Origin of the sequence: uncultured Aquimarina sp. (genome assembly GCF_947495315.1) — a bacterium.
In the GTDB taxonomy this organism is placed as follows: domain Bacteria; phylum Bacteroidota; class Bacteroidia; order Flavobacteriales; family Flavobacteriaceae; genus Aquimarina.
In genome coordinates this window covers 519,147-545,811 of record NZ_CANLYD010000002.1, presented here as the reverse complement: position 1 = coordinate 545,811, position 26,665 = coordinate 519,147, and the positions used below count along the sequence as shown (strand labels likewise).

The following is a 26,665-nucleotide window of genomic DNA, read 5'->3' as shown; positions in this document are numbered from 1 at the left end:
CCTTGCCAACTAACTAGTTAGTTGAGGGCCAAGACGCTGCTGACCGCAGCTCTTGCCCACAACGTTGTGCTTAATTTGAAAACAGCAAGCGACACAACAAATAATTTTCAGCTACAACCATAAAGGATTTGGATACATTAAGCATAAATAACACAGATAAATTTGTCTTATTATTTAATTAAAAAAATAAAATATGAATTTATCAGGTAAAACAGCAATCGTAACAGGTTCAAACACAGGTATTGGATATGAAACCGCCTTAGACTTGTACAAAAAAGGAGCAAAAGTATATGTTGCTTGTCGTAATCAAGAAAAAGCAATAAAAGCTATCCAAAAAATGGAGGCTGACGGAGGAACAGGCGAATTAGTCTATGAACACTTGGATTTGGCTAGTTTGCGTTCTGTGAAAGCTTTTGCAGACAATGTGATACAAGCTGAATCAAGTCTAGATTTGTTGATTAACAACGCAGGAATTATGATTCCACCACAATCAACAACTGAAGATGGTTTTGAGATTCAATTCGGAGTAAACTTCGTTGGCCATTTTGCCCTTACGGGTCACCTTTTTAATTTATTAGAATCAACAACAGGTTCGAGAGTTGTCACATTAAGTAGTATCGCTCATAGAGGTGCAGCTATTGATTTTGATAATTTCCGATTAGAAAAAGAGTATAGCAATTGGAGAGAGTACGGACAAAGCAAATTGGCAGATATCATTTTTGCACTAGAATTTGACAAGCGATTGAAAAGTAATGGTAGTCAAATCAAATCTTTAGCTGCACATCCAGGATTTAGTAAAACAGATTTACAAGTGCATATGGATAAGGATATGCTTGCGTCTCTTGACCTAATGACTGCTAAAGAAGGTGCTCAACCTACATTAGCTGCTTGCTTACGTGAAGATGCAAAAGGAGGACAATATTGGGGGCCAGATGGACATAATGAACAAAAAGGGAAACCAGCTTTAGCAAAAATTGATGCAGCTGCTTTAGACGAAACCCTAAGTGCTAAATTATGGGATTGGGCTAAAGAAACAACAAAAGTAAATTTTCCTTTTTAGGTAGTTTTTGTAATTAAAACTGTACAATGAAAAAGTGTTATTAACTTTAATTATTTTATAAATGTCAATTCCAACTAGGCTAAAGACTATAAGTGAACTTCATCGTTTCAACAACATTTCTTCGCCTAATCATCCATTGATTAGTCTGATAGATTATAGCGAAATAAAACCAACACCTGTAAACAATGAATTGAAATGGGTACAAGAATTTTACACGATTTCAATAAAGCGAAATGTAGTTGGTAAATATCGTTACGGTCAAGAATCGTATGATTTTGATGAGGGGTTAATGACCTTTTTCTCACCAGAGCAAGTTATTTCAGTCGAACTTATAGAAGAAGATTTGAATAATAAACCTTCAGGATGGATTTTAGCCATCCATCCTGATTTTCTATTTGGGACTTCTTTATCAAAAAGCATAAAAAAATATACCTTTTTGAATTATTCCGTTCGTGAGGCACTCTTTTTATCCGAAAAAGAAGAAAATACAATCTTCGAAATATTTCAAAAAATAAAAGGTGAATATCAAGCAAACCTTGACCAGTTCAGTCAACAAATCATTATAAGTCAATTAGAATTATTACTTAATTATGCTGAGAGATTTTATCAGCGTCAATTTTTGACACGTAAAATTTCTAATCATCAAATATTGGATAGATTGGAAATTATTTTAGAAGAATATTTTAAAAAAGAAATTGTTTTTGACAAAGGCTTGCCTACAGTTCAAGATGTTTCACAAAAATTAAATCTTACAGCAGATTATTTAAGTACTATGCTAAAAAGTTTAACAGGACAAACAACACAACAACATATACACAATAAATTAATTGAAAAAGCCAAGATAAAGTTATCTACGACAAATTTATCTGTAAGTGAAATTGCGTATGAATTGGGTTATGAACATTCACAATCGTTCAACAAATTATTTAAATCCAAGACCAATCAAACGCCATTGGAATTTAGAGCTTCATTCAATTGAATAAAAAAACGAACGCACAACAATGTATATAAAAAATAGACGAAAAAGTACTGATTTCATGCCTTTGGGCTCTCATCAAACTTTATGTTTAACCGAAAGTTTTGTGCTTCGAAATCGCCTACTTTTCATATATTAAACGTACCACATATAAGCAAACTCAACAAACCTTAATGGAAGCATTTAAATATCTAATTTTATTAACAATTCTAATTATCATAATTGGTTTTGGATTTTATATTTTATTAAAAGGAGTTATAAAAAAAAATAACGGATTAAAATATTCTAGTTTAATATTTATTGGAATTCCTTTATTTGTTATACTGTATAATTTATTTCCAACCTTTTTGACTAACAAACCAACTGACAAAGAATTAATCGGAATTTATAGAATTGTGAGTGCTGAGAATGGAATTCCAGAATCTGACTACAATAAATACTCTCTAAGTTTAAAAAAAGACGGAACTTTTGAATTCACCAAAACACCTGGAATTAATCTTTGTGAAAACGGAAATTATGACCTCGATTATGAACTTGTAGGCAATGAGCTTTCTTTTCAATGTGGACAGAATTGGACATCTGCTTGTATAAAAAGAAAAATAATCGGATTTGAAATAGAATTTTTTAATAGTGAAAAAGAAATAAGGTTTAAAAAAAATGAATAAATCTCTAAAAAAAACATTCAGAATCTATAAATATTTTTCTATTATTTTTATAGTTGGTTTTTTAGTATTTGCTATAATTGATAATTATAATAAAATTATTGAGTATTGGAATACTAGTCCGTTAATTCTTATCATCATCTGGTATTTGATAGTTTACTTTATTGTTTTTTCAATTTTATTTTGGGCTTTTTCAATTATTACCGTTTTTATCTATCACAAAATGTTAAACAAATAGAAATACGTGGTACAAGCCGTGTATAATTAATTGCTTGGTCACTGCCAACTTACGAACATTCCTGCGGAATATTCTATCTGTGATTTATTTGCTAAATTAGTTGCTTAACCACGCAACTAACCATACACAAGACCGTTACCATTAATTAAAAACTATTGAAAAAATCACTATTCTTAATATTAGTTTTGACATTTTTATCTTGTCAAAAAAAGACAAAGATTCCTTCTGAACTAATATATTCTTTCCAATATTTAAATGACAATTGGAGCAAAAACGAGATTAACGAATTCAAAAAAATATCTGAAAATGATACCACTCCAAGGAATTATCATTTTAGGATTGGAATGCAGATAAGAAACAATCTTCTTAGACATAATCGAAAATCGGACTCAATAGTGAAATTTTTCAATGACCTAAAAATTGAACATTATGATTATATGTCTGGTATTATTTTGACATCCTATCACAGATATCTGAATAAAACAGATATCAAACTTATGGATCAAGTAAATGAAATTGTAGAAAGTCTTAAACCAACTGTAGATTGTCAAAATAGACGAAAAAGAAAAGCTGAAAAACTATATGCCAAATATAATATTAACGATAGCATTCGTATTCAAATGCCCGTAAGTGAAATGACAAAGAATAGTGTGGTTAGCTACGATTGTCCAAACGATGAATGGAAATTTGACAAGGAAAAACATTTACTGATTGATGGAATAATTACAAGAAAATATATTAGAAAGGACTCATTCTCTGATAATCCAAAAAAAGCATATAAAGATTACCACTTAAAATTGAGAATCTTAAAAATGAATAACCCCGAAATAAAATACTTTATAAATAAAATAGTTAAGGGTGACGAAATTGACTTTTCTTTAGAAGATTCATTTAATGTAAAATAAAAAATAATGGTAACATTATATCATCATAGCAGTTAAGTGATTAATCTAATGGTTGTTGTATTTTTGTTAAGGCGCAATGCTTACAATAAGGAAAAGTTAGCAACCAATGCGCAGAAAAATCGAAAAGCAGGGTAACATTTTGCCTTGCTACGGCACATATATTAAACGTTAACCACAATTATAAATGAACATCCTAAAAGCAATTTTACTTACTGCCTTATTAATGGGATTAGAAGTATTAATTTCTTTCGGAGTTTATGAATTCATAGAACCAAAAGTAACTAATTCTTTAAGTTCGAATAGCTTGATTCATTATTTCGGAATAACGGGACAAATACCAACTGTAATTGCTTACTTCATCGTTTTCTACTTGTCTTACAGAGCTATCTTCAGCTATAATAAAGGAATTGAAAAGGCGAAAGGCATAAAACCGAAACATCTACTTTATTTAATTTTAATTACCATTGGACTTGAATTCTTTGACCGACCATTATTTGACTTTAGTAAAATTTACGCCTATTTCAGTGATACGGAATTAGAACCATTCGAATTTTCAGAAAGTTCGAACTTGAAAATTTTTTATCGCGGAATATCAGTTCTAATAATTGCACCAATCTTCGAAGAACTTTTCTTTCGTAAATTTTTATTCGGAGAACTATTAAAAAAACACTCATCTATCGTTTCAGTAATCGTTTCGAGTATTTGTTTCTCTATCATTCATCTACCCAGTTATCGAAACTTGCTACCAACATTTATTTTTGGAATTATAGCCTGCCTCATTTATAAAAAAACTAGAAACATATTTTATACAATAATCCTACACTTTTTGACCAATTTAAGTTGGTTATTATTAGTGTCTTTTGGAAAATCTTATTATGAATGGAGTTATGGACTGAATTACAATTTCAATTATTGGTTGTTATTCATTTTTGGAATAGGATTGTCGTATATTGGAATTAAAAAAATAACGGTGGCTAACAAAGAACTAAGTTAGCACGAGTTGTGTACATAACCCTAAGTTTTTAGCTTTAAACTAAGTCCACCAAATCTTTTGATTTGGCTTTAGAACAAAAAAGAAAAAACAAAATAAAAAGTTTTGGCTAAGTGCTAAATCGAAAATTTACTACTTTTAATTCGCGTACTAACCATAGTAGAGACGTAATTGTAAAGAAGGTTGGATAAATATGTAGGCGTAGTCCTATTTTAAAAAATCCAAAACGTAAATCAAGTACATATCAAAACCAACAACAAAATGAAAAAACCTGACATCATATCCGCGAATGTATTCTTGTTTGTTATTTTACTCATTGCCCCATTTTTTTTCTCTTGTTCTAATGCTGATACTTCAGGAGACATCCAATTTTCCTTTCCAACGGAACATTACGATGAAGCATTGGATGGAAGATTAATCGTTTTGATTTCAAAACAAATCGAAACAGAACCTCGATTTCAACTTAGGGACGACTCCAAAACTTGTCAAGCTTTTGGAATGGATATTAACAACTGGAAACCTGAAGAGTCGCTACAGTTTGACACGGGAGCATTTGGATATCCAATTCGTAGCTTTAAAGAGTTACCATCAGGTGAGTTCTTCGTACAAGTCTTATTTCACAAATACGAAACCCTTCAACGGGCAGATGGGCATATAGTGAAATTACCTATGGATAGAGGCGAAGGACAACAATGGAACAAAGCGCCAGGCAATCTCTATTCTACTCCTCAAAAAGTCACGATCAAGAATGGGCAGTTTCCTTCTATCGCTATAAAATTAGATCAGAAAATACCTCCAATCCCCGAACCTGAGAATACAAAGTATGTAAAGCATATAAAAATTAAAAGCAAGTTGTTGAGTGATTTTTGGGGAAGAGATATGTATTTGGGAGCTCATATACTGTTGCCCGAAGGATGGGAAACACACCCTAATGTTAAATATCCGCTTGCTATCATGCACGGGCATTTCCCGAAAGATTTTGGAGGATTTCGAACGACTCCACCCGATCCCAATTTGAAGGCAGAATATAGTGAGCGTTTTAATGTTGAAGGGTATAATTTGATGGTCCAACAGGAAGCGTATGATTTTTATAAAACCTGGACAGGTCCTGATTTCCCTAGAGTCATTGCAATTAAAATCCAACACCCAACACCGTACTATGATGATTCGTATGCTGTAAATAGTGCCGCACAAGGGCCTTATGGAGATGCGATTACTTATGAACTTATTCCGCATATCGAGCAACAATTTAGAGGAATAGGAGAAGGTTGGTCACGATTTGTTTACGGAGGAAGTACAGGTGGATGGGAGTCTCTTGCTGTACAGGTAAAATATCCCAAAGAGTATGGGATGTGTTTTGCAGCTTGTCCAGACCCAATTGATTTTAGGGCGTATTGTTTGGTGAATATATACGAAGACAAAAACGCATACTACAAAGAAGGTACATTCAAAAAAACACTGGTCCCTGGTCATCGAGATTATTTGGGAAATGTAGATGCTAGCTTAAGAGATATGAATTATCGAGAATTAATATTGGGTACAAAAGCTCGGTCAGGACAACAATGGGATATTTGGGAAGCAACATATTCGCCAGTAAATGAAGAGGGGTATCCTAAAAGAATCTGGGATCGCCTAACTGGAGAAATAGATAAAGAAGTAGCTTCGTATTGGAAAGAAAACTACGACCTCTCTTATATTTTGAAACGAGACTGGGCAAAAAACGGTAAGGATTGGGAAAATAAAATTCATTTGTATTGTGGTGATATGGACAATTATTATCTCAACAATGCAGTATATCTCGCCGAAGAAATCCTATCAGAAACCACTGCTCCCTATTATAATGGTGAAGTAGATTATGGTGACAGAGCAGAACATTGCTGGAACGGCGATCACGATAATGGAAATCATATTAGTAGACTGCGATATCACCGTATGTTTATCAAAAAATATGTAGATAAAGTTCATAAAGTTGCTCCTAAAGATGCCGACTTGAAAAGTTGGAGGTATTGATTTTTTTTCTAAGTAGAAAATGTTTTGATGAAGGAGATATTAAGTATATAACTTTTTATCCCAATGAAAACTGTAAATCAATTTATGAACGATAAATGACATCGAAAGAAATTTGAAGGGAGCATAAACAACAAACTTACAATAATGTATAATCGGCTTTAAAACAAACGTTTATACCAAACATTGACCGTAATTAGTGCCAAAATCTTGTTCTTTTTTAACCGGACCAAACAATTTAAAATTGATAAAGCAGACAATATTGGCATTTAAGTATTAGTAATTACAAATGAACAGAAAAAATCTAATTTTAATAATTGTTATAATTCTAATGGTGTTCGGATGTAGCCAGGTGTTCAAAAAAAATACGAATAGTAGTTCTTCTGATTCAAGATCTGAAAAGAAACCTTATATGACATTAGATGCTGCAAAAAGCGTTGTTGATAATCTTGAAGATTTGGGTTATTATAAATATACCAACGCTATAGATTTGGACACTTTAAAAAATGACCTTATTTCTTCCCTTGCTGAATACGGAGTTTTATCTACTATTTATGACGAAAAGAATTTTATTCCTCTTGATAATCGTTTATTCCTTTTTGACGGAGAAACATTGTTCGAGGAAGGAGGCTTTATGGATGCGATTAATAGTATGCAACCGTTATTCAATAAACTGAATCTAAAATTGGAAATAACTAATCATTTGGAAGAATGGGATAATAATAATAAGTGGTTAAATCATAGAGTTACAATAAACGGAATTGAATATGTGATTTTTAGAAATTTTAAAGATTACGGATGGGGAGAAGCTGCACAAAGATTTGCAGAGATAATTAATGACCAATTAAAATCCCAAAACATTGATGAAAGACTTTATCTGATTAACGGAGCGAATGATGGTCAATCGATCTATTTAACAAAAAAAGAATATAACCTAATAAATAGAACAATAGATGATGATTTATGGAAACCACTTAAAGTAAATAAATGGTGTAAAGTTTTTCAAGTTGATCCATCGAAATATAAAAATTAACTACTTCCAACACTATGATGTCATAGAAAGTTTTAGTAATGGTTTTAAAAGGTTCTTGAATATTTGTTATGGAGTCAAGATTTTATGATAAGTAAGTTATAAAATCTGCGCAGAAAACGTAAATCGCAAGGTGCCATTTTACTCTGCTATAATACATATAGTAAACATGAGCTTCTAAAACAAATTCTTAGATCCGGTTCTTATCAAACAACCGATTTATAATGTTCAACTACTGGAAATGGATCATAAAAATGATGCAATAATCGTTTCCATTCCTGATATTCTGATGATTGTCTAAATCCAACCTCATGGTCTTCTATCGTTTCCCATGATACCAATAACAAGTATTTATCTATCTCTTCTACACATTTTAGCAAATCTAACTTAATAAACCCTTTCATAGAGGAAATAATTTTTCGAGCTTCGCTAAAGGTTTTTTCAAAAGTCTTAGATTCACCTTGTTTTATATATAAAATTGCTTGTTCTAATATCATTTTGTAAAATATAAAATCATAGGCTCATCGTTAATGCCTTAGTTTTAGTGAAGCCAAATTCATTATAAAAAACTTCTAATTCCGGTTTTGTATTCAAAAATACTTGTTCGACATCCTGTACCTGATCTAATAGTTCCTGAACAATACGTTTTCCCAAACCTCTTTTTCTGTAACTAGCTTCTATTACAATATCGTCTAACAAAGCACGATAAATTCCATCCGAAAGTGCGCGTCCAAATCCGATGAGTTGTTCCGTATCCGTATCTCGAACTACTACAAATACTTCTGTTTTTTGTAATAGCTTTTCAACACCTTCTAATGATCGATTCTTTGCCCAACTAGTTTGCTTAAAAAGATCTTTAAGTTCTCCCACTTCCGGAAGTTTTTTGTTGTTAATAGTATACTGCATCACTTTTTTATAGAATAACAGATGTAAGCTAACATCGACTACATACTACTTAACTTCTATTTCACTACCTCAATCCATTTACCTTTGGTACGCACTAGATAGTCATTATCATACATGGCTTCAGATTGAACACCTGGTAAATAATACTTTCCTAAATAAGAAGCATTCAATAGTAATGTTACTGTTTTACTTTCTTTTGGTTTTAGATCAAAATAGAAATTAACACGATCGTCCCGAATATCCGTATAGGTAACCTTATTAGTCCTAAAAGATCCAAAATCGGTGAAACGAGTATTGACTACTTCCCATCCCGATGGAAAAATTTCTGTCAAAGCGATATCTTTTACATTACTTCCAGAAGTATTGGTTATCGTTACCTCTGCAACAAAATCGGTTCCTTGGGATAACTTAGTAACATCAATGATGCTGCCATCTCTATTTTTATAATCTACAATCGCTTTAAAATTACTTTGTATTACTTTTTCCTCACCAACAGGTAGAATTCCGCTAGTTGCTAGTTGCACAAAAATGGTGTTATCCTTATTATTTTTAAGAAGCAACTTATTGTTTTTAGCAATAGACAATTCACCTGAGGATTGTAAAGTCTTATTGGTATTCGCACTATTGGATTTTCCGTTAAGTGTGTAATTAACTTCTATTCCCTTCCCTCCTACATAGGTTGCATATTTAGCCATAGCCATTAAAGCGTATGAACTAGTCTGGGTACTCATCCAACGTTTTGAAGACAATTCCTTAGCCAATGCTTCTGCCACTTTTTGTGCTTTTGCTTTTTGATCTAACAACACCAATGTCTCTAAAGCCATCGCTCGATTTCTGTTTGTAGATCCATATGTATGGTAATAGTTTTTTCTTGGCTGAAAATCAATATTGGAACTATTCAATAATTTGTCTGCTGCACTCTTCTGTCCAATCAATCCATAGGCTGCGGCTAATCTTAATTTAGCATCGTTAGAAAGGTTAGATGTCTCTCTTAATCGATTCATAGATGATAAGTCAGGGCTTCCAGCTAAAGCTAGCGTATACAATCTATATGCTTGCGCAAGATCACTGCCTCCACTTCTCCATCTTTTTGATTGTTGTTGTTGATAATTAATCCAATTACTTTTAAACCCAATTGGTAAGACGTATCCCTTTTTATTAGCTTCCAGTAAAAAGTGTCCTGCATAACTCGTTCCCCAATCATTGGCATTGCTGTATCCTGGCCAATATGACATTCCTCCATTTGGTTGGATAAAGCTTTTTAGCCTATAGATAGCAGCTTCCATATTACGTTGAATTTTATTTTTCTTCTCTGAAGGCAACGTAAACACATCACCTAAATACAATTGTGGAAATGCTGCTGATGTAGTTTGCTCAACACATCCATGAGGATATCTAATCAGATACTTTAATCTACCTTCAAAATTCATAGGTGGTAATGAAGAAAGTTCGATCGTAGTACTATTGCTTCCGTCAACTCCGAAAGATGCAAAATCCAACTCTTGCTCACTATTCGGTTCCAGGACTATCGAAGTAATCTCTGTAGTCATTGGATTTGGGTTGATAATATCAATTGGAACACTATAAGAAGCTTTTTCTCCATTTCCGCTGGCAACCACTTCTATATCTGTAATCGAAGCACCTTCTATCACTTCAATATCAAAATACACCATTTTTTCGTCAGGCTGCGCGAAATTAAGACGTTGGCTAGTTTCTCCGACAACTGTAAATCCTTTATTAGGTTTTAGTGTCACATTTACATCTTTCACTTTGTCTTCCATAGCAAAAACAGTAACGGGAATTGTCACTTTTTCGCCTGGTGTAATTTTTCTAGGAATTGAGGTCAATACCATTAATGGTTTTCTTACGGGAGTGGTTTTTTCAACACTTCCATACGCTGCATTTGTAGCGTCTGAAGCTACAATCATCGTTCTAACGGAACCAATATATTTTGGGATTTTGATTTTATGAGATTTAGTTTCTCCTTTTTTAAGCTCAAAAGGGCCTTTATAAACAACCATCGGTTTAAATCGATTTGCTTTTTTAGACTTACCGCCTCCAGCTTCTCCATCACCTCCGATGCTAAAGATTTGGTTAATACTTCCTCCGTAGGCTCCAATTACATCATCATATACGTCCCAGGTTTTTACTCCCAATGCTTCTCTGGCGTAGAAAGTATTCCATGGATTAGGTGTTTTGTATCTTGTTAGGTCCAATAATCCTTCATCCACAATCGCTATCGAATAGGTCATCGCTTTTCCACTTGTTTCGCTAATTTTCACATCAATAGTCTCTTCTGGACGCAAAACATCGGGCATTTTTACAACAGGTGTAACCCTTGTAGCAGGATTTTCTACAGAAATTGGTATAACACCATATAATCGTATTGGTAGATCATTAGCAGTAGAACTATGCGGTTGTAATAATGTTATGTGTATATATACATTTGGTGTATACAGATCCTCTATTGGTAATTCGAATTTGGTTTCTCCTTTTTGTGGAGTAACCCATAGTGATGATAATACTTCAGTACCATTTTCTACAGTAACCAAAGCTCTTCCACCTTCACTGGATGGAAACGTCACTGTTGCTGTTTCTCCAACATTATAAGTGCTTTTATCTGCAGAGAACATTAACATCGTTGCTGCAGATGGATCATTTTTATTAGCTCTGCCAGCCCAACCGGGCCAATCTACGTATATTGCCTTTCCGGTTGCATGGCCATCATTTGGATCTACAACTCTTACCAGGTATCTTCCCCATTCGGGATATTTAATTTCGAAATTAAAATTGGCTTTACCGCTACTATTAGTCGTTACTTTAGTTTTAAATACTTCATTACGATACGATCCTCGATTATAAGAGGATAGATTATCTTCTGAAGTATCCCACCACCATCTCCAGTTTACTTTGTAAACATAAACTTCAAGGTCTTTAACTGATTTTGGGTTCCCTTTTTTATCCACAGAGACTACTTCAAAATTGTGCTGTGTATCTGTAAGTAACATTCCTCTTGCTTTATCTCCTTTTGGAACGTTTAATCCAATATAGGTTTCATAAGGCGAAAAATCCTTCGAAATAACATCGGTACTAAAATCGCCACCGGTTTCATATACTTTGGTTATAAATGACGCTCTTAGCATTCCGGCTGCTTTACTCTCTAATGTCGGTTTTATAGAAAAGTTTACTTTTCCTTCTGAAGAAAGTTTACCCCTAAACACTTCTTGTTCATCTGTCCCAAATCTCCTTGACGGATCATCAAAGATATATCCGGGAAATGTCTTGAAACTGGTTCTCTTAGGGCTAAAACGAGCATTAATATCTGTTTGAAGGTTCTTAGCTATTGCTCCGTGCAGCCATAATACTTCTAAATCACCCGTTATACTTTTATTTGCTCCCAGTACTTCATCATCAAAATTTGCTTTAATCTTAAGGCGATTAGGTTTAATCGTTTCAATTTTTAAGGATTTAGAAAAGCTTGCTCCTCCAACATTTACCTTGGCCTGCCAGTTTCCGGTAGGTGCTTCATCAGACGTTTCTACTATAAACTTATAGAAATTACCAATTCCTTCTGTCTTGGTTTCCTGATGTATTACTTTTCCGTAAGGATCTTTTAATTCAAACTTAACCGGATGTCCTTTTGGTAGCTTATTAGCGTTATCATTTAGCATAAACGAAATGAATAATGTATCTCCAGGACGCCAAACACCCCGTTCTCCGTAGATATATCCTTTAATTCCTTTTTGTAATCGTACTCCAGAAACATCAAATTTACTAACAGACAATGCATTACCATCATTTAATTTAACATACGTTTGTTGCTTGCCTGATGTAGCAATAGCAAAAAACGCAGGTTTATCAGCATCATATCCTGACATACCTTGCGCATCTGTGGTAGCGACTCCAATTTCTTGTTGCTGATAGTTATAAAATGCAACTTTTACATTAGGAATCGGATTTGTGGTAAGGATATCATTAACAGTAACTGTATATGAGTTGTTCAATCCTTTTTTTATGATTACTCCCAGATTGGAAGCCAGTACATTTGCTGCAACCTTTTTATTTCTGTAAAACGAGTTGCTACAAGGATCATCTCTTTCGTTCCAATCATAATCATAATATTCATCATAGTAATACTGAGAACTATCCCAGAAGCTAGATTCTTCTTCCTCGTCATCATAATTCTCAGAAAGTTCATCAATAGAGGTTTCATCTGCAGCTGCTCCATCACATTTATAAAGAGAATATGCTTTCTTATACTTTAACTCTACTCTATAAATAGCTCCTGGATCTGGCGAAATCAATTCTTTTAGATCTATAGCAAAGGCGTTCCATTTACTTAAATTTAACGAGGCATTTTCCTGAAGGTTGATCAATTTTTTAGCAACCGGTCTAGCCACGCTTCTTAGATTACTCGAACCATCGAGATTGTTATTCTGTAAAAATTGAAGGACATTATTCTCAAATACTTTAACGACTTGAACCTCTACGGCCCGCAGGTTTATTGCTTCGAAATTAAACTTTAGATTCTCTGAAGTCGGCAGAATTACACCGCTCTGCAATAATTTAACTTCCGGTTTAGGTTGCTGAAACGAAATATTTTCGGAATAGGTATTCTTTAGTTTGTAGTTATCAACACTTTTAATTCCTTCAAAAACTGTTACTTCTAATGTTCCTTTTAACTCCTGTTTTGGATATACTTTTAGATTCTGACCTTTTACTGTATATTTTAGATCTTTCGCTCCGGCTATAGTGACTAACCCATCAAAGTTTTGATTTTTTTTCAATGGATCGGAAAAATTGATCTCTACATATTGGCCTTCAAAGTTAGAAACAGATACACTAATAACGGAAAAGTTATTCTTTCCAGGTATATTCAACACATCCTCTCCTTCTGTATCTATATCAAATGATTTTCCAGACCATTTTATGGCTACTTCTGAGTCTTCTTCAAAACGCTGTATACTGTCAATTCTAAAACTAAACTGACGACTCTTATCTAGTGACTCTCCAAAAGTAACAGGAACATTTTTGCCTTTTTGCGTAGCCGTAATTAACTGTTTTGCTGTATCAAAACTTAATTGATCGCTCGCAGAAATTGTTCCATTAACGTACTGCCAATCCTTACTATAAGATTGTAGATTATCCGTGATTACGGAAAACTGTTGTTTTAATGTTTTAACACTAAAAACAAATTCTCCATCCAGATCATCCTTTAAATCTTTCACTAAACCTTCTAAATTCAGTGTAAACGTATATTCTGTATCTTCTTTAAAACCTTTTTCTGGTTGAAAAGCAATCGTTTGATTATTTACAGCAAACACTCTTCCCTTTACATTTGGTGAAACCGAAAGTACTTTATCAGAAAGCTCTTGATTATCATCCCAACCTTCTACAGGTGTCTGCAAAACCACGTACACATTATCCAAAACCGAAATTACCCCTGTGGATACATCCGAAATATACTCCTGATATTTATTAAGTTCTGAGGCATTTGCTTCGGCTATGGCTTTGGCATCTTTCTTTTTACAAGAAAACAGAAGCACGGTAAATAAGAAAAGATACAGGATACGTGATAATCGCATATTAAATGATTTTAGTTGACTTTATAAATGTAAGACATTTTTAAACGCGGTTATCCCCTGAAAATAGTGAATTTTGGATTTTAATTAAAAAGAAGAGTTTATCTGCAGATTCATAGTTGGAAGTGATATGTATAATGATAAAGGATATATATATATGCACTCAATGTAAAGGGCAACGTATTTTTGTTGTATAAACCAAAAATACCAACATTTACACATATAATAAAATAGCATTATGAAAAATTCAATCGCTTTGATTATTGTTTTGATAGTAAGTTCTCTAGCCTTAGCTAGAACAATAGATAGCGACTCCTTACTTAGACCAAAGCAAGGTAAGTTTAATACAGAATTTATTATAACCAAAGAAATATCCAATATGGAAACAACAGATCAAAATATCAGGATTCCTAAAAATCAAAAAAGTATTGAAAGCATAAGGTTGCTTCGTAATGCAACTCTTGTTATAAACTTTGGTGGAAAAAAACTACTTATAGATCCAATGTTTGCTGAAAAAGGAGCATTTCCTGCATTTGATGGAGCTGGAAATGATTTCAGAAACCCAATGGTTGATTTACCAATCAGTGAAAAAGAAATTAAACATATTGTAGATGAAACAGATGCCGTTTTTGTTACTCATACTCACCTAGATCACTGGGATCCAAAGGCACAACAATTAATACCTAAGGACAAGTTGATATTTGTTCAGCCGTCCGATGAAGACTTGATTAAGAGCCAAGGTTTTACAAACGTAAAAGTGATTCAAAGAGAGACGATCTGGGAAGAAATTACTATATCGAGAACTGGAGGACAACACGGTTTTGGTAAAGTAGGTAAACTTATGGGAAAAGTTTCTGGTTTTGTTTTCGCTACATCAAATAAAAAAATATACGTTGCAGGAGATACCCGATGGACAAAAGAAGTAAAATCCGCAATATCGCAATATAATCCTGATATCATTGTATTAAATGCTGGTGGCGCGCAATTCATTGAAGGCAATAAAAAGGGAGATCCAATTACAATGACTCCAGAAGACATCATAGAGGTTTATAAAAATTCTGATAATGCTGAGATATTAACTGTACATATGAACACATTAAACCATTGCTTCGTTAAAAGAAGAGATCTTAAAAAACGACTTATCAAGCAAGGAATCGAGCAATTAATCCAGATACCGGAAGATGGAGAAACGTTCATAATCAATTGATAAAATTTCAATTCTTTATATCCATAGAGGACTTATAGCCTCTATGGATATTTAATTATATTATGATTTAATCGAGCTATTCTTATAAAAATCAATTAAAGCAATCCTACCCTGAAAAAACCGAAAGGTCAAATGCATGATATTTCCTCCATTATCTTCTAAAGTGATTGCTTTATTAAGTTCAAAATCATACGGTTGATCTTTTCCACCTTCGATAGCAATATTATCAGCATATAAACTCAATCCTTTATCAGGCTTCAATACGGGTTCTACTTTACCCGAGATACCGGGAATATAACCTGATTTATTGATAATAACCGAACCTGAGTTATTAGATTTTTCAATTGTAACTTTGATATCTTCCTTTGGATTCATGCTATGGAAAATTACGGCTGGATATTCTGAATGTGCTATAAGAACGGTATATAACTTTCTGGTTCTAATCACAAAATGAGCTAATCCATTCTCATCTGTATAACCTTCCAGATACGTAGAATTGTTTGCCACAAGTACCACTTTTGCGTGTTTAACCAATTGCCCCTTTTCGTCTACCACTTTAATTGTAAAAATAAAGGGTTTGGGGTTGATCATAGTAGAGAGTTTCGACCATCGGTTTCTGAAAAATGTCTGATCCTTCTTTAACTTATTTTCGATAAGAATGGCTAATTCTTCAGGAGTCTTATTTTCCAGATTAATATAACCGATTGTTTTGAGAATTCCAGGGATTTCTGTATTATCAAATCTAGCAGGTAATATATATTCTCTGCTTTCCTGAAATGCCCTCGCTTGCATCGAAACTCTCTCATGATTTGTCCATAATTTTTTATTATAAAAGCTAGATACAAACAGTACGGTATACCTTGCTTTATTTTGATAAATCTCTGATAAATATTCATATAAATTTTTTCCCCACAAATTAGCTTCCTCAAATAAATCATAAAACACTTTAATGCCTTTAGTCTTCAAGCTATTCGCTACCTCCTCCACATATGCTCTATTCTCTCCTGCGAAAGATAAAGCAACATCATATTCATAACTTTTATTCTTCATCACTGACTATTTTTTTAACCTAAATCTGACCTATTACAAAATTACTCTCTTTATTTGGAATTATTCCATTTTTTATTGGAAATATTCCAACAAAAGTTTTACTTTTAAACCGTAAAAATTATAACTTTTGGAACCAAAAAAACATATAAAAGGGAGAGGTGCGCAAGAAAAAACACATAATCGTTTTTCTGCCAACCACTATGAACTAAGGGATGATTTTCTTAATTACCTTCAAAAAGAAGGAGAGCCTATACACGATCATAAAACCACTTTTATCGAAACTTTTCCTAAAACGATCGTGAACAAAGTAAGCAGTCCTGATGTTGGTATGGTCTATTCTCTCAATCCATATCAAGGATGTGAACACGGATGCGTATATTGTTATGCTCGAAATTCTCACGAATATTGGGGATATGGAGCGGGGTTAGATTTTGAAAGCAAAATTTTAGTTAAGAAAAATGCTCCTGCACTATTAGAGAAAAAACTAAAAAGCAAAAACTGGAAAGCATACCCCATTGCGCTCTCAGGGAATACCGATTGTTATCAACCAGTAGAAAAAAAACTAAAAATAACTAGACAACTTCTTGAAACATTTCTGAAATATAGACATCCTGTAGGTATCATCACGAAAAATGCATTGATACAAAGAGATATTGATATTCTTTCTAAGCTTGCAGAAGCTAATCTGGTATCAGTGTTTTTATCTATAACATCACTTAATGAAGAAACCAGAAGAATATTAGAACCCAGAACTGCGAGTATTAGAAAGCGATTAGAAACCTTAGAAAAACTAAATGAATTAGGTATACCTACTAACGTCATGATGGCTCCAATTATTCCATCTATCAATAACCATGAAATACTAAGTCTTTCTAAAGAAGTTTCAAAACGAGGAGCAAAAAGTATAGGATATACAGTTGTACGATTAAACGGTGCTATTGGGCAGATCTTTACTAAATGGCTAGAAAACACACTCCCTGATCGCAAAGACAAAATTTTACATCAGATTATGGAATGTCATCAAGGAAACCTAAATGATAGTCAATTCGGGAGAAGAATGAAAGGATCCGGAAACATAGCCGATCAGATTCATCAAATGTTTGCCATTGCCAGAAAAAAATACTTCCCAGAAGAAAATAAAACATCTTTAAACTGCAATTTACATGAATCGTATAAAGATGGTCAATTGAAGTTATTTTGAAGCTTTTTTAGTTATTTTTGAGACTTCACCCAAGGTTATAGCCATTCTTTATGAGATTTCATCGTCTATTTATCTTTTCTGTTATATTATTTTTTAACAATATAATTGCCCAAGTTGATGATATTATAGTTGCAAAAAATGTGGAAGACATTCGTCTTCAAATAGAGGCACTGGATGAAAGTAACGTTGATGAAATTATTTCCTTAAGCAATATCCTATACAAAATAGCTTTTGACAATAAAGATCCTAAAGGAATGATCGATGCTCTGGTTCACTTGAGTGTTGCAAATCTCAATTCTGGAAATAATGAACTTGCCATAGAATACCTTGATAACGCCTCCTCAATTGCCCAGCAAAACCAGATGATGGATGAGGGTGTTTTGCTAATGAATCTTAAAGCGAACCATTATTTTGATATTGAAGAATATGATAAATCAAGTGCTGCCTATTCAAAAGCACTATCAATGGCAGAAGAGATCAAAAACCTGTCTTTTATGTCAGTAATCAAAACCAATCTTGCTTTTATAAAGCTTAGAACCAGCGACTACAAAACAGCACTTAAAGAACTAAAAGACAGTGAAAATGAACTTCTCTTAAACCCTTTTAAAAGAACAAAAAAAAGGGTGAACACCGGAATAATGTTGTTTAATGCCAGAATATCCGAAGCTTATATCAAATTAAATCAATTGGATTCTGCATTATACGCCAATGATAAAGGGTTAGCGCTTACAAAAAAAGTAAAGGTTAATAATATACATATTGACCTACTCATGCATCGGGGCATTATATATCAGAATAAAAAGGATTACCAGAATGCGTTAAAATTCTTGGAGCAAGCAAAAAGTCTTTGTTATGAAGCAAATGATATTGTTTTTTTAGGAAAGATTCTTAACCTAATAGGCGCGTGTAAGCTCAATCTCGGAAATAATGAAGAAAGCATTAAGGTTCTATTAGAATCTTTAGAAATTCTTACTCAAAAATATAGTAATTCTGATGAAATAAGCAGATGCTATAAACTGTTGGGACAGGCCTATAAAAATACTGGAGATCTGGAAAAATCCAATGCATACTACGAGAAGCATATTTTAAGTTTAAGTAAACTCAATAACAAAAAATCCTACGCATCTAGAAAAGTTCAGGATATCGCACTAAGCGATTATCAAAATGAGATTTCTAATCTCGAAAATCAAAAACAGATACAAAAAAATAAACTAACATATTCCCAAATTGGATTAGTCATAGTCATAATAGGATTAATTTTGGTGGTTTTCTTTTTTCAAACTGCAAAAAAGAACAATAAAAACAAATTTGAAGCCTTACTTGCCAAAATAGAAAAACAAGAAAGCGAGGACTCTTCTATTATAGCAATTAATGATGCGATGACTCCTATTATAGACACTAAAGATGCTAGATTAGAATCACAATCGAATCAATTAGACATTAGTGATGAGTTATATGAACAAATCCTTCTTGGATTAAAAAAGATGGAGTCACAAGAATATTTCCTAAAAACAGAATGTAATCTATACAATGTCGCTAAAAAGGTTAATACAAATACTTCGTACTTATCAAAAGTAATTAATAAACATTTTGGCAAAAACTTCAACACTTACATCAATGATCTAAGGATTAACTATGCCATCCTTAGATTAAAAAACGATTCTAAGTTTAGATCATATTCTATAAAATCGATTGCAGAAGAAGTAGGTTATAAAACTGCAGATTCTTTTTCTAAATACTTCAAAATTCATACTGGACTTCTTCCTTCTTTTTACGTAAAACAACTAAAATCCAAAAAATAGCTTCTTCTTTTCAGGATTAAAATCAGTTAAAAACACCCTATATTCATAAATTTAGGGCTTGCTTAGTTCTTTCAAGACCAAATATATTTTCCGATATCAAACTATTGAAAAACAAATGTTTACATGTTTAAAAGCAACCCGGTTTTCTTTAAAACGGGTTTCATTTCCTTGTTATTACTGTTTTTTTAAAGGTACTTTGACAAAGTAATAATCAAAACAATTATTACGCTAAAGACATTAATAATGAAAAAACAAGTTGTTTTATTTTCTATTGGAATAATAGCTGGAATTTTAGCTTATTCAATATTCTATGGACATAAAGTAGAAGATAAATCAAATGCGATTCTAAAGGTCTTACAATCAAATTGCGAATGTGACCAGGTCAAGCAATTCTTATATGTAAAAGGTCTAGCAAATTCTGAGAAAGGAATTTCTACGGAAACCGCAGAGTATGAATTAAAAAACTGTAAGTATTCTGATCTGAATTCTGAGGCCAACAGAATAAATCAATTATTAATAAAAAAAGTCGACGGATATCAAGAAATTGACAGATTTACTTTGGAATTTGTAAATCAATATTCTTCAAAACTTGTAACAATCAATAACGGAACTATAACTCACTAATCATGATAGCACTCACAAAAATTTTAATAGACTTCATCCTTAACTATTTTCTTTTTATCGTAGAGTTTGTAGTTAGCATTTTTGCATAATCAAAAAATGAACAATCAAATTAAATCAAAAAACGGATAGGTGCATACTATAATAGGTAGACAATTCATCAATGTCTGCCTTCCCACTCTTTATAGAACTGATTTAAAAAGACTTCCATAAAACGATGCCTATCCTCTGCCAATCTCTTACCGGTTTTGGTATTCATTCTATCTTTAAGTAGCAATAGCTTTTCGTAGAAATGATTAATCGTTGGAGCAGTAGAACTTTTATATTCTTCTTTTGTCATATTAAGATTAGGTACTATTTCTGGATTATATAGCGCTCTATTCTTAAATCCTCCATAGTTAAAACACCTGGCCACTCCTATAGCTCCGATAGCATCCAGTCGATCTGCATCTTGTATAACATCCAATTCGGGAGAAGTAAATTTTTGGTTAGTATTCCCTCCTTTAAAAGAAATGTTTTCTATAATAAGAACTACATGATCTATGATGTCTTTATCCACTTCTAGATTTTCTAAAAACTCACTTGCCACTTTAGGGCCAACCGTTTCATCTCCATTATGAAATTTAGAATCAGCGATATCATGGAGTAATGCTCCCAAAGAAACTATCAAAAAATCAACATCTTCATCTTTGGCTATGGTTTGTGATGTTTTAAACACCCTTTGGATGTGAAACCAATCGTGTCCTCCTTCTGCTCCCTCAAGTGTGTTTTTTACAAAATCAATAGTCTTACTTATGATCTGATCTTCAATCATACGCATTTACTACTTATTTAATCAATGCAGGTTGTACCCATTTGAATTCAAAAACTTCTTCTGGAATTACTAATCTTTCACTAATACGTTGCATTCTAGCAGGTAATCTCATCACAAAATCACGTGCTTTTTCAGCATCATCTGTAAGATCTACTAGTTTGTCAATCTCCCATTTATCAATCAGACGTTGCATAATGTCTATATAATCCTGAGCAGTATATACGCCTAATCGTTGAGCTGCATTAGAAAACTCTTCAAAAGCACTACCAATAGTATTCCCAGATTCTCTTAAAAACACTGCCGGCATTACAATTTTATGTTTCATCATATCACTAAATGCTACCATCATCTGACTAGGGTCTACCTCAAAAATGTTTTTTACAAACTCGCTATAGGCGTTAAAATGACGCATTTCATCACCTGCAATAATCTTACACATTTTAGCAAGCGATTTGTTTGAATACCCTCTGGCCAACTTAGCCACTCGACTATGAGAAATATTTGTAGCTAATTCCTGGAAACTGGTATATATAAAATTCTTGTATGGATCTCTATCCGTACCAATATCAAAACCATCATTAATTAGATGCTGTGTAGTACGTTCTACCTCTATCATATTTACTCTTCCTGACAGATATAAATATTTATTTAAGGTATCTCCATGTCGATTCTCTTCGCTGGTCCAATAACGAACCCATCTAGACCAACCATTTCCTCCTTCGCCTTCGTGCTGATTAACTCCCTCAACGTCCATTAACCAAGATTCGTAGGTTGGAAGTGCTTCTTCTGTAATAGTATCTCCCACTAAAACTACCCAAAAATCGTATGGAAGTTCTTTTGCTAACTCTCTCAACTCTTTAACCTCATCAAAGAAAGTATCTTCATTCTGTGAATCAGGCAAAAAATCAGTTGGTTGCCATACACTATCTATTGGAATCAAAAATTTATCGATAAAAGACTCTATCTTCTTTTCCAACAATTGCATTACTTCTAATCTAATATTATCTATAGCCATGACTATTTATTTACGTTTTTATAGTAGAAATCACTCTCTTTTCTGTAATTTCTAGTAATTCTTCTGTCGTTTTATCGGCAGTTTCTACCGGTTCTTGCACCTCTAAAGTAAGGTGTATTCCTGTTCCCATAGGAAAATTGCCAAATCGAACTAACTTCCAACTATTATTGATGGTAACCGGAACCACCAAAGCTTCTGGAGCATTCTTAAGTAATATTTTTAATCCGGTATGAGCAAATTGCTTTGGCTCTCCATTTCTGCTTCTTGTCCCTTCAGGATAAATTACTGCAGAAAATTTATTTTTAGCAATAAACTTTCCAAATTTAGAAATTGCTGGTATCGATTGTTTTGCATTCTTTCGATCAATTAATGCGTGTCCTCCATGTCTTAAATTAAAAGAAATACTTGGAATTCCTTTTCCCAATTCAATTTTCGAAATAAATTTTGGTTTATGGGTATGTAAATACCAAGATATCAAAGGAACATCAAACATACTTTGATGATTTGAAACAATAATCAACGAACGATCTCTGGGTAACTTATATTGATTTTTAAAACTTATCCTTACTCCCAAAACATGCAAACAACGCAACAAACAAAGATTCATCAAGTTTATTACACCTCTATGCCCTTTTGCCCCTCCTAGTTTAACTCCTAGCCATTGTAATGGATGAAAAACCAACAGTGTTAACCCAAAAAATAAATAGAAAACTATCGAAAGCGGATATGAAATTATCCTTTTTAATGCCCCCATACCTTCTCTTAGCAATTAATAATTTTTGACTTGTGTTACTATAGTGCAAGGTCTGATATTATTTTTAGTTAGCCAATTCTTTAGTCCATAAAATTACGATCACTAAAGGATTAGGAAATAATTCTTACCTTAAAAATGATATCAAACCAAAAACCACTTACAGCTGTAAGTGGTTTTATCTATATTTTAGAATCAACTTATAGTAGTCTAGCAATGCTCGTTATAAGCATCTTTTAAATTTTCTGCTATCATATCTGCAGGTCTTCCTTCGATATGATGACGCTCTAGCATATGTACTAGTTCTCCATTCTTAAACAAAGCCATCGATGGTGATGAAGGTGGAAATGGCACCATATATCCACGGGCTTTATCCGTTGCTTCACGATCAACTCCCGCAAACACAGTTACTAAATTATCTGGTTTTTTATTATTGGCCAAAGATGCTTTTGCTCCTGGTCTCGCATTAGCTGCTGCACAACCACAAACCGAATTCACAACCACTAGAGTAGTTCCTTCTTTTGTAATTGCAGCTTCTACATCTGCTGCTGTTTGTAATTCATCAAAACCTATATTTGTTAGGTCCTCACGCATTGGTTTTACTAAATCTGCTGGATACATATTTCTTAACTATTTTTTTATTTAAAACTTTGATGCAAAGATACAAATAATGTACCACATCCATATGACTGCCAAGTAGTCGGAAAAGATCTCCAATACTATCTTATTATTATTTTTAGTAACAAAACTTAATAGTATCTTACTAATAGTATATAAATGAAATTGTGTAAATAATTGAATTATCTTTACACCTTCAAAATTGACTATGAATGATTAAATGGATTGCCGCTTTAGTAGGAGGTGTATTTTTCAGATTCCCTGGAGCGATACTAGGTTTTATTTTAGGCAGCTTATTTGATGCCACAAGAAGCAAAGGAAGTAAGGGTTTTACTCAAGTATTCACTCAAGAAAAACAAGTAAGCCCGGGTGATTTCGAACTTAATTTGCTTTCTCTTTCATCTATCGTAATAAAAGCAGATGGTCGCGTTAACCAAACTGAACTAGATTATGTACGTCAGTACTTTGTAAGTGCTTACGGCAAAGAACGTGCTAATGCCACCTTTAGAACTTTTAATGAAATAATAAAAAACAGGGAGATCTCTGCCCAGCGAATTTGTATGTTTCTTACCCAACGTACCCGATATGCTGCCAGACTCCAGATTCTTCATTTTCTATTTGGAATTGCTAATGCAGATGGAAGTGTTAGCGAAGCTGAAGCTATAGAAATTCAAAAAATGGCTGGTTTTATGCGCGTGAATTTTAGTGATTTTGAAAGCATCAAGGCAATGTTCTTTAAAACAGGTGGTCACGCCTATAAAATTCTGGAGATTGAAAAAACTGCTTCGGATACAGAAGTAAAAAAGGCATATCGAACGATGGTCAAAAAATACCATCCAGATAAAGTACAACATATGGATCCGGTTCATATCAAAGGTGCTGAAGAAAAATTTAAAGAAGTACAAAAAGCTTATGAGCAGATCCAAAAAGAACGTGGCCTAATATAACTAATAGTTCTTTTTCAGAATTAAACTATTAATTGTAACTTATTTGGTTTAATAATTGATGCTAAAATAATATATGTATAAGCTGGTATTTCTTATTTTATTTGGCCTACTATCTTTTTACCAATCCAATGGTCAAGACTTTGATAGGATTGATTCTATTGTCAATCTATATCCTAAAAAATTTAAGACTTCAAAAAAGCTTGCAGATCAAATTTCAAAAGATTTTGATTCTGAATTAGATAAAGCGAAAGCGATATTTTCCTGGATAACAAAAAACATATCGTACGACTACAAAGAATCCGGAAAATATTATACCGATTATGCTAATACATACAAATCAGTTCGACATAATCCTTTCCCGAGTTTTCGTTCTACTAATTATATGGATTATGACAAAACAAAATCAGGATCCAAAAAGCATTTAAAGACTGAAAAAAAATACAGAGAAAAAATTTCTAAAAGAGTTATATCAAACGGAACTGCTGTTTGCGAAGGTTATACTCAACTTTATAAAGATCTTTGTGATCATCTTGAAATTACTTGTTTTTATGTTTTAGGAAAAGCTAAAAATCAAATAAATCACATCGGAAAAGAATACCGGATCGATCATGCGTGGAATATCGTAGAAATTAATTTCAAAAAGTATCTAATTGATGCCACTTGGGGAAGTACTGGTTATTACGATATTGATGCTAAAAAATTTGTAGAAAAACCTAATTATTTTTACTTCGGAACAGCACCTGAAGTATTTATAAAAGAGCATTATCCGGATTTTTATGAGAATAGTTTATTAACAGAAAGTATCGACAAAGAAACATTTTCTGATGCTCCATTATTATACAACCACAGAAAATCACAAGATTTTAATTTAATCACTCCTTCTACAGGAATTCTTAAGAAAGAAGATCACACCATTCAGGAGTTTATTGTTGAGTATAAGGAACCTGTGCACTCCATTATATACCTAATCAATAACACACAGTTCAATTATACAGGAGAAATATCATACAATGAAGGAAAAGTTGGATTCAACATTGATCTAACTGTTATTCCTAATGCTAAAGAACTTATCATAGTTATAAATGAAATCCCAATGGTTGGTTTTAAAATTGAATAAATCAATTCTGTTTAAGCAACCGATTCCAGATCATTTTTAAGAACTTTACTACAGGCATAGTCGACATAATCTTTAGATCTTCTAAAAAAGATGTTTCCTCATCCAAAAACTTAAGAATCTTAATTGTTTTATTTCTTCTAAATAACCTCGAAAATAAGGCAGCTCCGTTTTGATTTTCTTTTGACAAAAAATCCAGTAACAATAAATCATAGTACCAGAATTTAGTTCGTTTTTCGAATCTAGATAGGTCATCATTCTTCTTAAGAAACGCAACAAGTTTTCTTACCCTTTTCTCTGAATTATGAAATGTAAAACCGGTACTGGGTTTTGTCCATCCACCAGCTGTTCCTATATGAATTATATTCCTAGAATTTTGTTTTCTAAATTCATAACAGGTCATTGGAATACAACCTTTCTCTTTTTCCGTAATTTGGTATTCTTTGATTCCTTTGGACTCTAAATATACTTTGATTTCTGTTTCGTAAGCTGATTTAGAAAGAAGGTCCTTAGAGAATAATGTATATTCAAACAAAGCCTCAGTTTCAGAAGTTGGCAAAAAATACATAAACCGTGTATTACCCTTCTGATCTACTGTAAAATCCATAAAAGTAGCTGTTTCTTTATCAAAAACAGGAGTTTCAGTCTTTACGAACCATCCGATAAAATGCTGATTTAATAACGGATATTGTTGTTGTGTTTTATACGCTGAAGATAATAGAACACTATTGAAAACTTTGTCTCCTAAGTACTTTTTTCGATCTGTTTCTACTTCTACAACACCACCTTCATCAACAAGACCAATTAATTTATCTTGTACCAAAGTAACATTAGATTTTTCCTGTAAGAATGAAAAAACAAAATTGTAAAAATCCTTGCTTCGAATGAGTTTATATTGATATGGAGAAATATCTATAGCATCAGAGAATTCAAGGCTACCGAAGAAAATACGATTCCAATTTTTACTAACTATATCGTCCCAGGTTCCTTTTTCTTCTTCCCAAAAACACCAGGTACGATCATTTTGATTTTTTATTTCTTTATCAATTAAGAGTATCTGTTTTTGATCAAAAAAACCATCTGTCAACATATGATATACCAACATCAAACCCGATGCTCCTGTACCTGTGATGATGTAATCATATTTTTGCATATTATGAAATACTTG

At 32.9% G+C, this 26,665-nt stretch carries 22 protein-coding genes; 13 read left to right on the top strand and 9 right to left on the bottom strand.

Annotated elements, in window-relative coordinates; genetic code table 11:
- Window positions 1-193 precede the first annotated feature (193 nt).
- The 7 genes from Q0910_RS05810 to Q0910_RS05780 all read left to right on the top strand — a co-directional run bounded on the left by Q0910_RS05810 (window position 194) and on the right by Q0910_RS05780 (window position 7,872).
- Window positions 194-1,060, top strand: coding sequence for an oxidoreductase (locus tag Q0910_RS05810; RefSeq protein ID WP_299213483.1), 867 nt, complete (start codon window positions 194-196; stop codon window positions 1,058-1,060).
- A 61-nt stretch (window positions 1,061-1,121) separates the two neighbouring features.
- On the top strand, window positions 1,122-2,039 hold the full coding sequence (locus Q0910_RS05805) for a response regulator transcription factor (RefSeq protein ID WP_299213481.1): 918 nt from the start codon (window positions 1,122-1,124) through the stop codon (window positions 2,037-2,039).
- Between the two features lie 170 nt (window positions 2,040-2,209).
- A complete protein-coding gene (locus Q0910_RS05800) occupies window positions 2,210-2,701 on the top strand; it encodes a hypothetical protein (RefSeq protein WP_299213479.1) in 492 nt (163 codons plus the stop codon).
- A gap of 390 nt (window positions 2,702-3,091) precedes the next feature.
- Window positions 3,092-3,841, top strand: coding sequence for a DUF6794 domain-containing protein (locus Q0910_RS05795; protein WP_299213477.1), 750 nt, complete (start codon window positions 3,092-3,094; stop codon window positions 3,839-3,841).
- 184 nt (window positions 3,842-4,025) lie between these two features.
- Window positions 4,026-4,835, top strand: a complete 810-nt coding sequence (locus Q0910_RS05790; protein WP_299213475.1) for a CPBP family intramembrane glutamic endopeptidase — start codon at window positions 4,026-4,028, stop codon at window positions 4,833-4,835.
- Window positions 4,836-5,093: 258 nt separating this feature from the next.
- Entirely contained in the window at window positions 5,094-6,842 is a 1,749-nt protein-coding gene (locus Q0910_RS05785) for an alpha/beta hydrolase-fold protein (RefSeq protein WP_299213473.1), read from the top strand.
- A 286-nt stretch (window positions 6,843-7,128) separates the two neighbouring features.
- Window positions 7,129-7,872: a hypothetical protein gene (locus tag Q0910_RS05780; protein ID WP_299213471.1), complete on the top strand. Its 744-nt coding sequence runs from the start codon at window positions 7,129-7,131 to the stop codon at window positions 7,870-7,872.
- A 203-nt stretch (window positions 7,873-8,075) separates the two neighbouring features.
- Here the strand turns inward: Q0910_RS05780 and Q0910_RS05775 are convergent, their stop codons facing one another.
- Genes Q0910_RS05775 through Q0910_RS05765 form a run of 3 tightly spaced genes read right to left on the bottom strand, consistent with a single transcriptional unit; the run spans window position 8,076 to window position 14,360 of the window.
- Window positions 8,076-8,366: an antibiotic biosynthesis monooxygenase gene (locus tag Q0910_RS05775; protein WP_299213469.1), complete on the bottom strand. Its 291-nt coding sequence runs from the start codon at window positions 8,364-8,366 to the stop codon at window positions 8,076-8,078.
- A gap of 16 nt (window positions 8,367-8,382) precedes the next feature.
- Window positions 8,383-8,775, bottom strand: a complete 393-nt coding sequence (locus Q0910_RS05770) for a GNAT family N-acetyltransferase (RefSeq protein WP_299213467.1) — start codon at window positions 8,773-8,775, stop codon at window positions 8,383-8,385.
- A 56-nt stretch (window positions 8,776-8,831) separates the two neighbouring features.
- A complete protein-coding gene (locus Q0910_RS05765; RefSeq protein ID WP_299213465.1) occupies window positions 8,832-14,360 on the bottom strand; it encodes an MG2 domain-containing protein in 5,529 nt (1,842 codons plus the stop codon).
- 235 nt (window positions 14,361-14,595) lie between these two features.
- Here Q0910_RS05765 and Q0910_RS05760 point away from each other — a divergent pair, with 235 nt between their 5' ends.
- Window positions 14,596-15,564 carry an MBL fold metallo-hydrolase gene (locus Q0910_RS05760; RefSeq protein WP_299213463.1) on the top strand — a complete coding sequence of 323 codons (969 nt, stop codon included), beginning with the start codon at window positions 14,596-14,598 and terminating at the stop codon, window positions 15,562-15,564.
- A 60-nt stretch (window positions 15,565-15,624) separates the two neighbouring features.
- On the opposite strand, the gene Q0910_RS05755 is transcribed toward Q0910_RS05760, so the two are convergent.
- Entirely contained in the window at window positions 15,625-16,614 is a 990-nt protein-coding gene (locus Q0910_RS05755; RefSeq protein WP_299213461.1) for a TIR domain-containing protein, read from the bottom strand.
- Window positions 16,615-16,741: 127 nt separating this feature from the next.
- Between Q0910_RS05755 and Q0910_RS05750 the strand changes: the two genes are divergently transcribed.
- The 3 genes from Q0910_RS05750 to Q0910_RS05740 all read left to right on the top strand — a co-directional run bounded on the left by Q0910_RS05750 (window position 16,742) and on the right by Q0910_RS05740 (window position 20,241).
- The gene (locus tag Q0910_RS05750; RefSeq protein WP_299213459.1) at window positions 16,742-17,815 is read left to right on the top strand and encodes a PA0069 family radical SAM protein; all 1,074 of its coding nucleotides are present in this window, start codon (window positions 16,742-16,744) and stop codon (window positions 17,813-17,815) included.
- A gap of 50 nt (window positions 17,816-17,865) precedes the next feature.
- A complete protein-coding gene (locus Q0910_RS05745) occupies window positions 17,866-19,617 on the top strand; it encodes an AraC family transcriptional regulator (RefSeq protein WP_299213457.1) in 1,752 nt (583 codons plus the stop codon).
- Between the two features lie 243 nt (window positions 19,618-19,860).
- The gene (locus tag Q0910_RS05740) at window positions 19,861-20,241 is read left to right on the top strand and encodes a hypothetical protein (RefSeq protein ID WP_299213455.1); all 381 of its coding nucleotides are present in this window, start codon (window positions 19,861-19,863) and stop codon (window positions 20,239-20,241) included.
- Between the two features lie 157 nt (window positions 20,242-20,398).
- Here the strand turns inward: Q0910_RS05740 and Q0910_RS05735 are convergent, their stop codons facing one another.
- The 4 genes from Q0910_RS05735 to Q0910_RS05720 form a co-directional block, all read right to left on the bottom strand.
- A complete protein-coding gene (locus Q0910_RS05735) occupies window positions 20,399-21,052 on the bottom strand; it encodes an HD domain-containing protein (RefSeq protein ID WP_299213505.1) in 654 nt (217 codons plus the stop codon).
- A 13-nt stretch (window positions 21,053-21,065) separates the two neighbouring features.
- On the bottom strand, window positions 21,066-22,067 hold the full coding sequence (locus tag Q0910_RS05730) for an acyl-ACP desaturase (RefSeq protein WP_299213453.1): 1,002 nt from the start codon (window positions 22,065-22,067) through the stop codon (window positions 21,066-21,068).
- A gap of 10 nt (window positions 22,068-22,077) precedes the next feature.
- Window positions 22,078-22,821 carry a lysophospholipid acyltransferase family protein gene (locus Q0910_RS05725; RefSeq protein ID WP_299213451.1) on the bottom strand — a complete coding sequence of 248 codons (744 nt, stop codon included), beginning with the start codon at window positions 22,819-22,821 and terminating at the stop codon, window positions 22,078-22,080.
- A gap of 207 nt (window positions 22,822-23,028) precedes the next feature.
- Window positions 23,029-23,439 carry a BrxA/BrxB family bacilliredoxin gene (locus Q0910_RS05720; protein ID WP_298542054.1) on the bottom strand — a complete coding sequence of 137 codons (411 nt, stop codon included), beginning with the start codon at window positions 23,437-23,439 and terminating at the stop codon, window positions 23,029-23,031.
- 209 nt (window positions 23,440-23,648) lie between these two features.
- Here Q0910_RS05720 and Q0910_RS05715 point away from each other — a divergent pair, with 209 nt between their 5' ends.
- Window positions 23,649-24,383, top strand: coding sequence for a TerB family tellurite resistance protein (locus Q0910_RS05715; RefSeq protein WP_299213449.1), 735 nt, complete (start codon window positions 23,649-23,651; stop codon window positions 24,381-24,383).
- 73 nt (window positions 24,384-24,456) lie between these two features.
- A complete protein-coding gene (locus Q0910_RS05710) occupies window positions 24,457-25,500 on the top strand; it encodes a transglutaminase-like domain-containing protein (protein ID WP_299213447.1) in 1,044 nt (347 codons plus the stop codon).
- Window position 25,501: 1 nt separating this feature from the next.
- Here Q0910_RS05710 and Q0910_RS05705 read toward each other — a convergent pair whose 3' ends face one another.
- Window positions 25,502-26,650 carry a lycopene cyclase family protein gene (locus tag Q0910_RS05705; protein ID WP_299213446.1) on the bottom strand — a complete coding sequence of 383 codons (1,149 nt, stop codon included), beginning with the start codon at window positions 26,648-26,650 and terminating at the stop codon, window positions 25,502-25,504.
- Window positions 26,651-26,665 lie beyond the last annotated feature (15 nt).

What these genes read in the sequence shown, in the direction of transcription:
- Q0910_RS05720 (WP_298542054.1), bottom strand. Translation starts at nt 23,439, where the DNA reads ATGTATCCAGCAGATTTAGTAAAACCAATGCGTGAGGACCTAACAAAT.
- Q0910_RS05710 (WP_299213447.1), top strand. Translation starts at nt 24,457, where the DNA reads ATGTATAAGCTGGTATTTCTTATTTTATTTGGCCTACTATCTTTTTAC.
- Q0910_RS05770 (WP_299213467.1), bottom strand. Translation starts at nt 8,775, where the DNA reads ATGCAGTATACTATTAACAACAAAAAACTTCCGGAAGTGGGAGAACTT.
- Q0910_RS05790 (WP_299213475.1), top strand. Translation starts at nt 4,026, where the DNA reads ATGAACATCCTAAAAGCAATTTTACTTACTGCCTTATTAATGGGATTA.
- Q0910_RS05740 (WP_299213455.1), top strand. Translation starts at nt 19,861, where the DNA reads ATGAAAAAACAAGTTGTTTTATTTTCTATTGGAATAATAGCTGGAATT.
- Q0910_RS05785 (WP_299213473.1), top strand. Translation starts at nt 5,094, where the DNA reads ATGAAAAAACCTGACATCATATCCGCGAATGTATTCTTGTTTGTTATT.
- Q0910_RS05780 (WP_299213471.1), top strand. Translation starts at nt 7,129, where the DNA reads ATGAACAGAAAAAATCTAATTTTAATAATTGTTATAATTCTAATGGTG.
- Q0910_RS05760 (WP_299213463.1), top strand. Translation starts at nt 14,596, where the DNA reads ATGAAAAATTCAATCGCTTTGATTATTGTTTTGATAGTAAGTTCTCTA.
- Q0910_RS05725 (WP_299213451.1), bottom strand. Translation starts at nt 22,821, where the DNA reads ATGGGGGCATTAAAAAGGATAATTTCATATCCGCTTTCGATAGTTTTC.
- Q0910_RS05765 (WP_299213465.1), bottom strand. Translation starts at nt 14,360, where the DNA reads ATGCGATTATCACGTATCCTGTATCTTTTCTTATTTACCGTGCTTCTG.
- Q0910_RS05730 (WP_299213453.1), bottom strand. Translation starts at nt 22,067, where the DNA reads ATGGCTATAGATAATATTAGATTAGAAGTAATGCAATTGTTGGAAAAG.
- Q0910_RS05715 (WP_299213449.1), top strand. Translation starts at nt 23,649, where the DNA reads ATGATTAAATGGATTGCCGCTTTAGTAGGAGGTGTATTTTTCAGATTC.
- Q0910_RS05805 (WP_299213481.1), top strand. Translation starts at nt 1,122, where the DNA reads ATGTCAATTCCAACTAGGCTAAAGACTATAAGTGAACTTCATCGTTTC.
- Q0910_RS05775 (WP_299213469.1), bottom strand. Translation starts at nt 8,366, where the DNA reads ATGATATTAGAACAAGCAATTTTATATATAAAACAAGGTGAATCTAAG.
- Q0910_RS05745 (WP_299213457.1), top strand. Translation starts at nt 17,866, where the DNA reads ATGAGATTTCATCGTCTATTTATCTTTTCTGTTATATTATTTTTTAAC.
- Q0910_RS05705 (WP_299213446.1), bottom strand. Translation starts at nt 26,650, where the DNA reads ATGCAAAAATATGATTACATCATCACAGGTACAGGAGCATCGGGTTTG.
- Q0910_RS05810 (WP_299213483.1), top strand. Translation starts at nt 194, where the DNA reads ATGAATTTATCAGGTAAAACAGCAATCGTAACAGGTTCAAACACAGGT.
- Q0910_RS05755 (WP_299213461.1), bottom strand. Translation starts at nt 16,614, where the DNA reads ATGAAGAATAAAAGTTATGAATATGATGTTGCTTTATCTTTCGCAGGA.
- Q0910_RS05800 (WP_299213479.1), top strand. Translation starts at nt 2,210, where the DNA reads ATGGAAGCATTTAAATATCTAATTTTATTAACAATTCTAATTATCATA.
- Q0910_RS05735 (WP_299213505.1), bottom strand. Translation starts at nt 21,052, where the DNA reads ATGATTGAAGATCAGATCATAAGTAAGACTATTGATTTTGTAAAAAAC.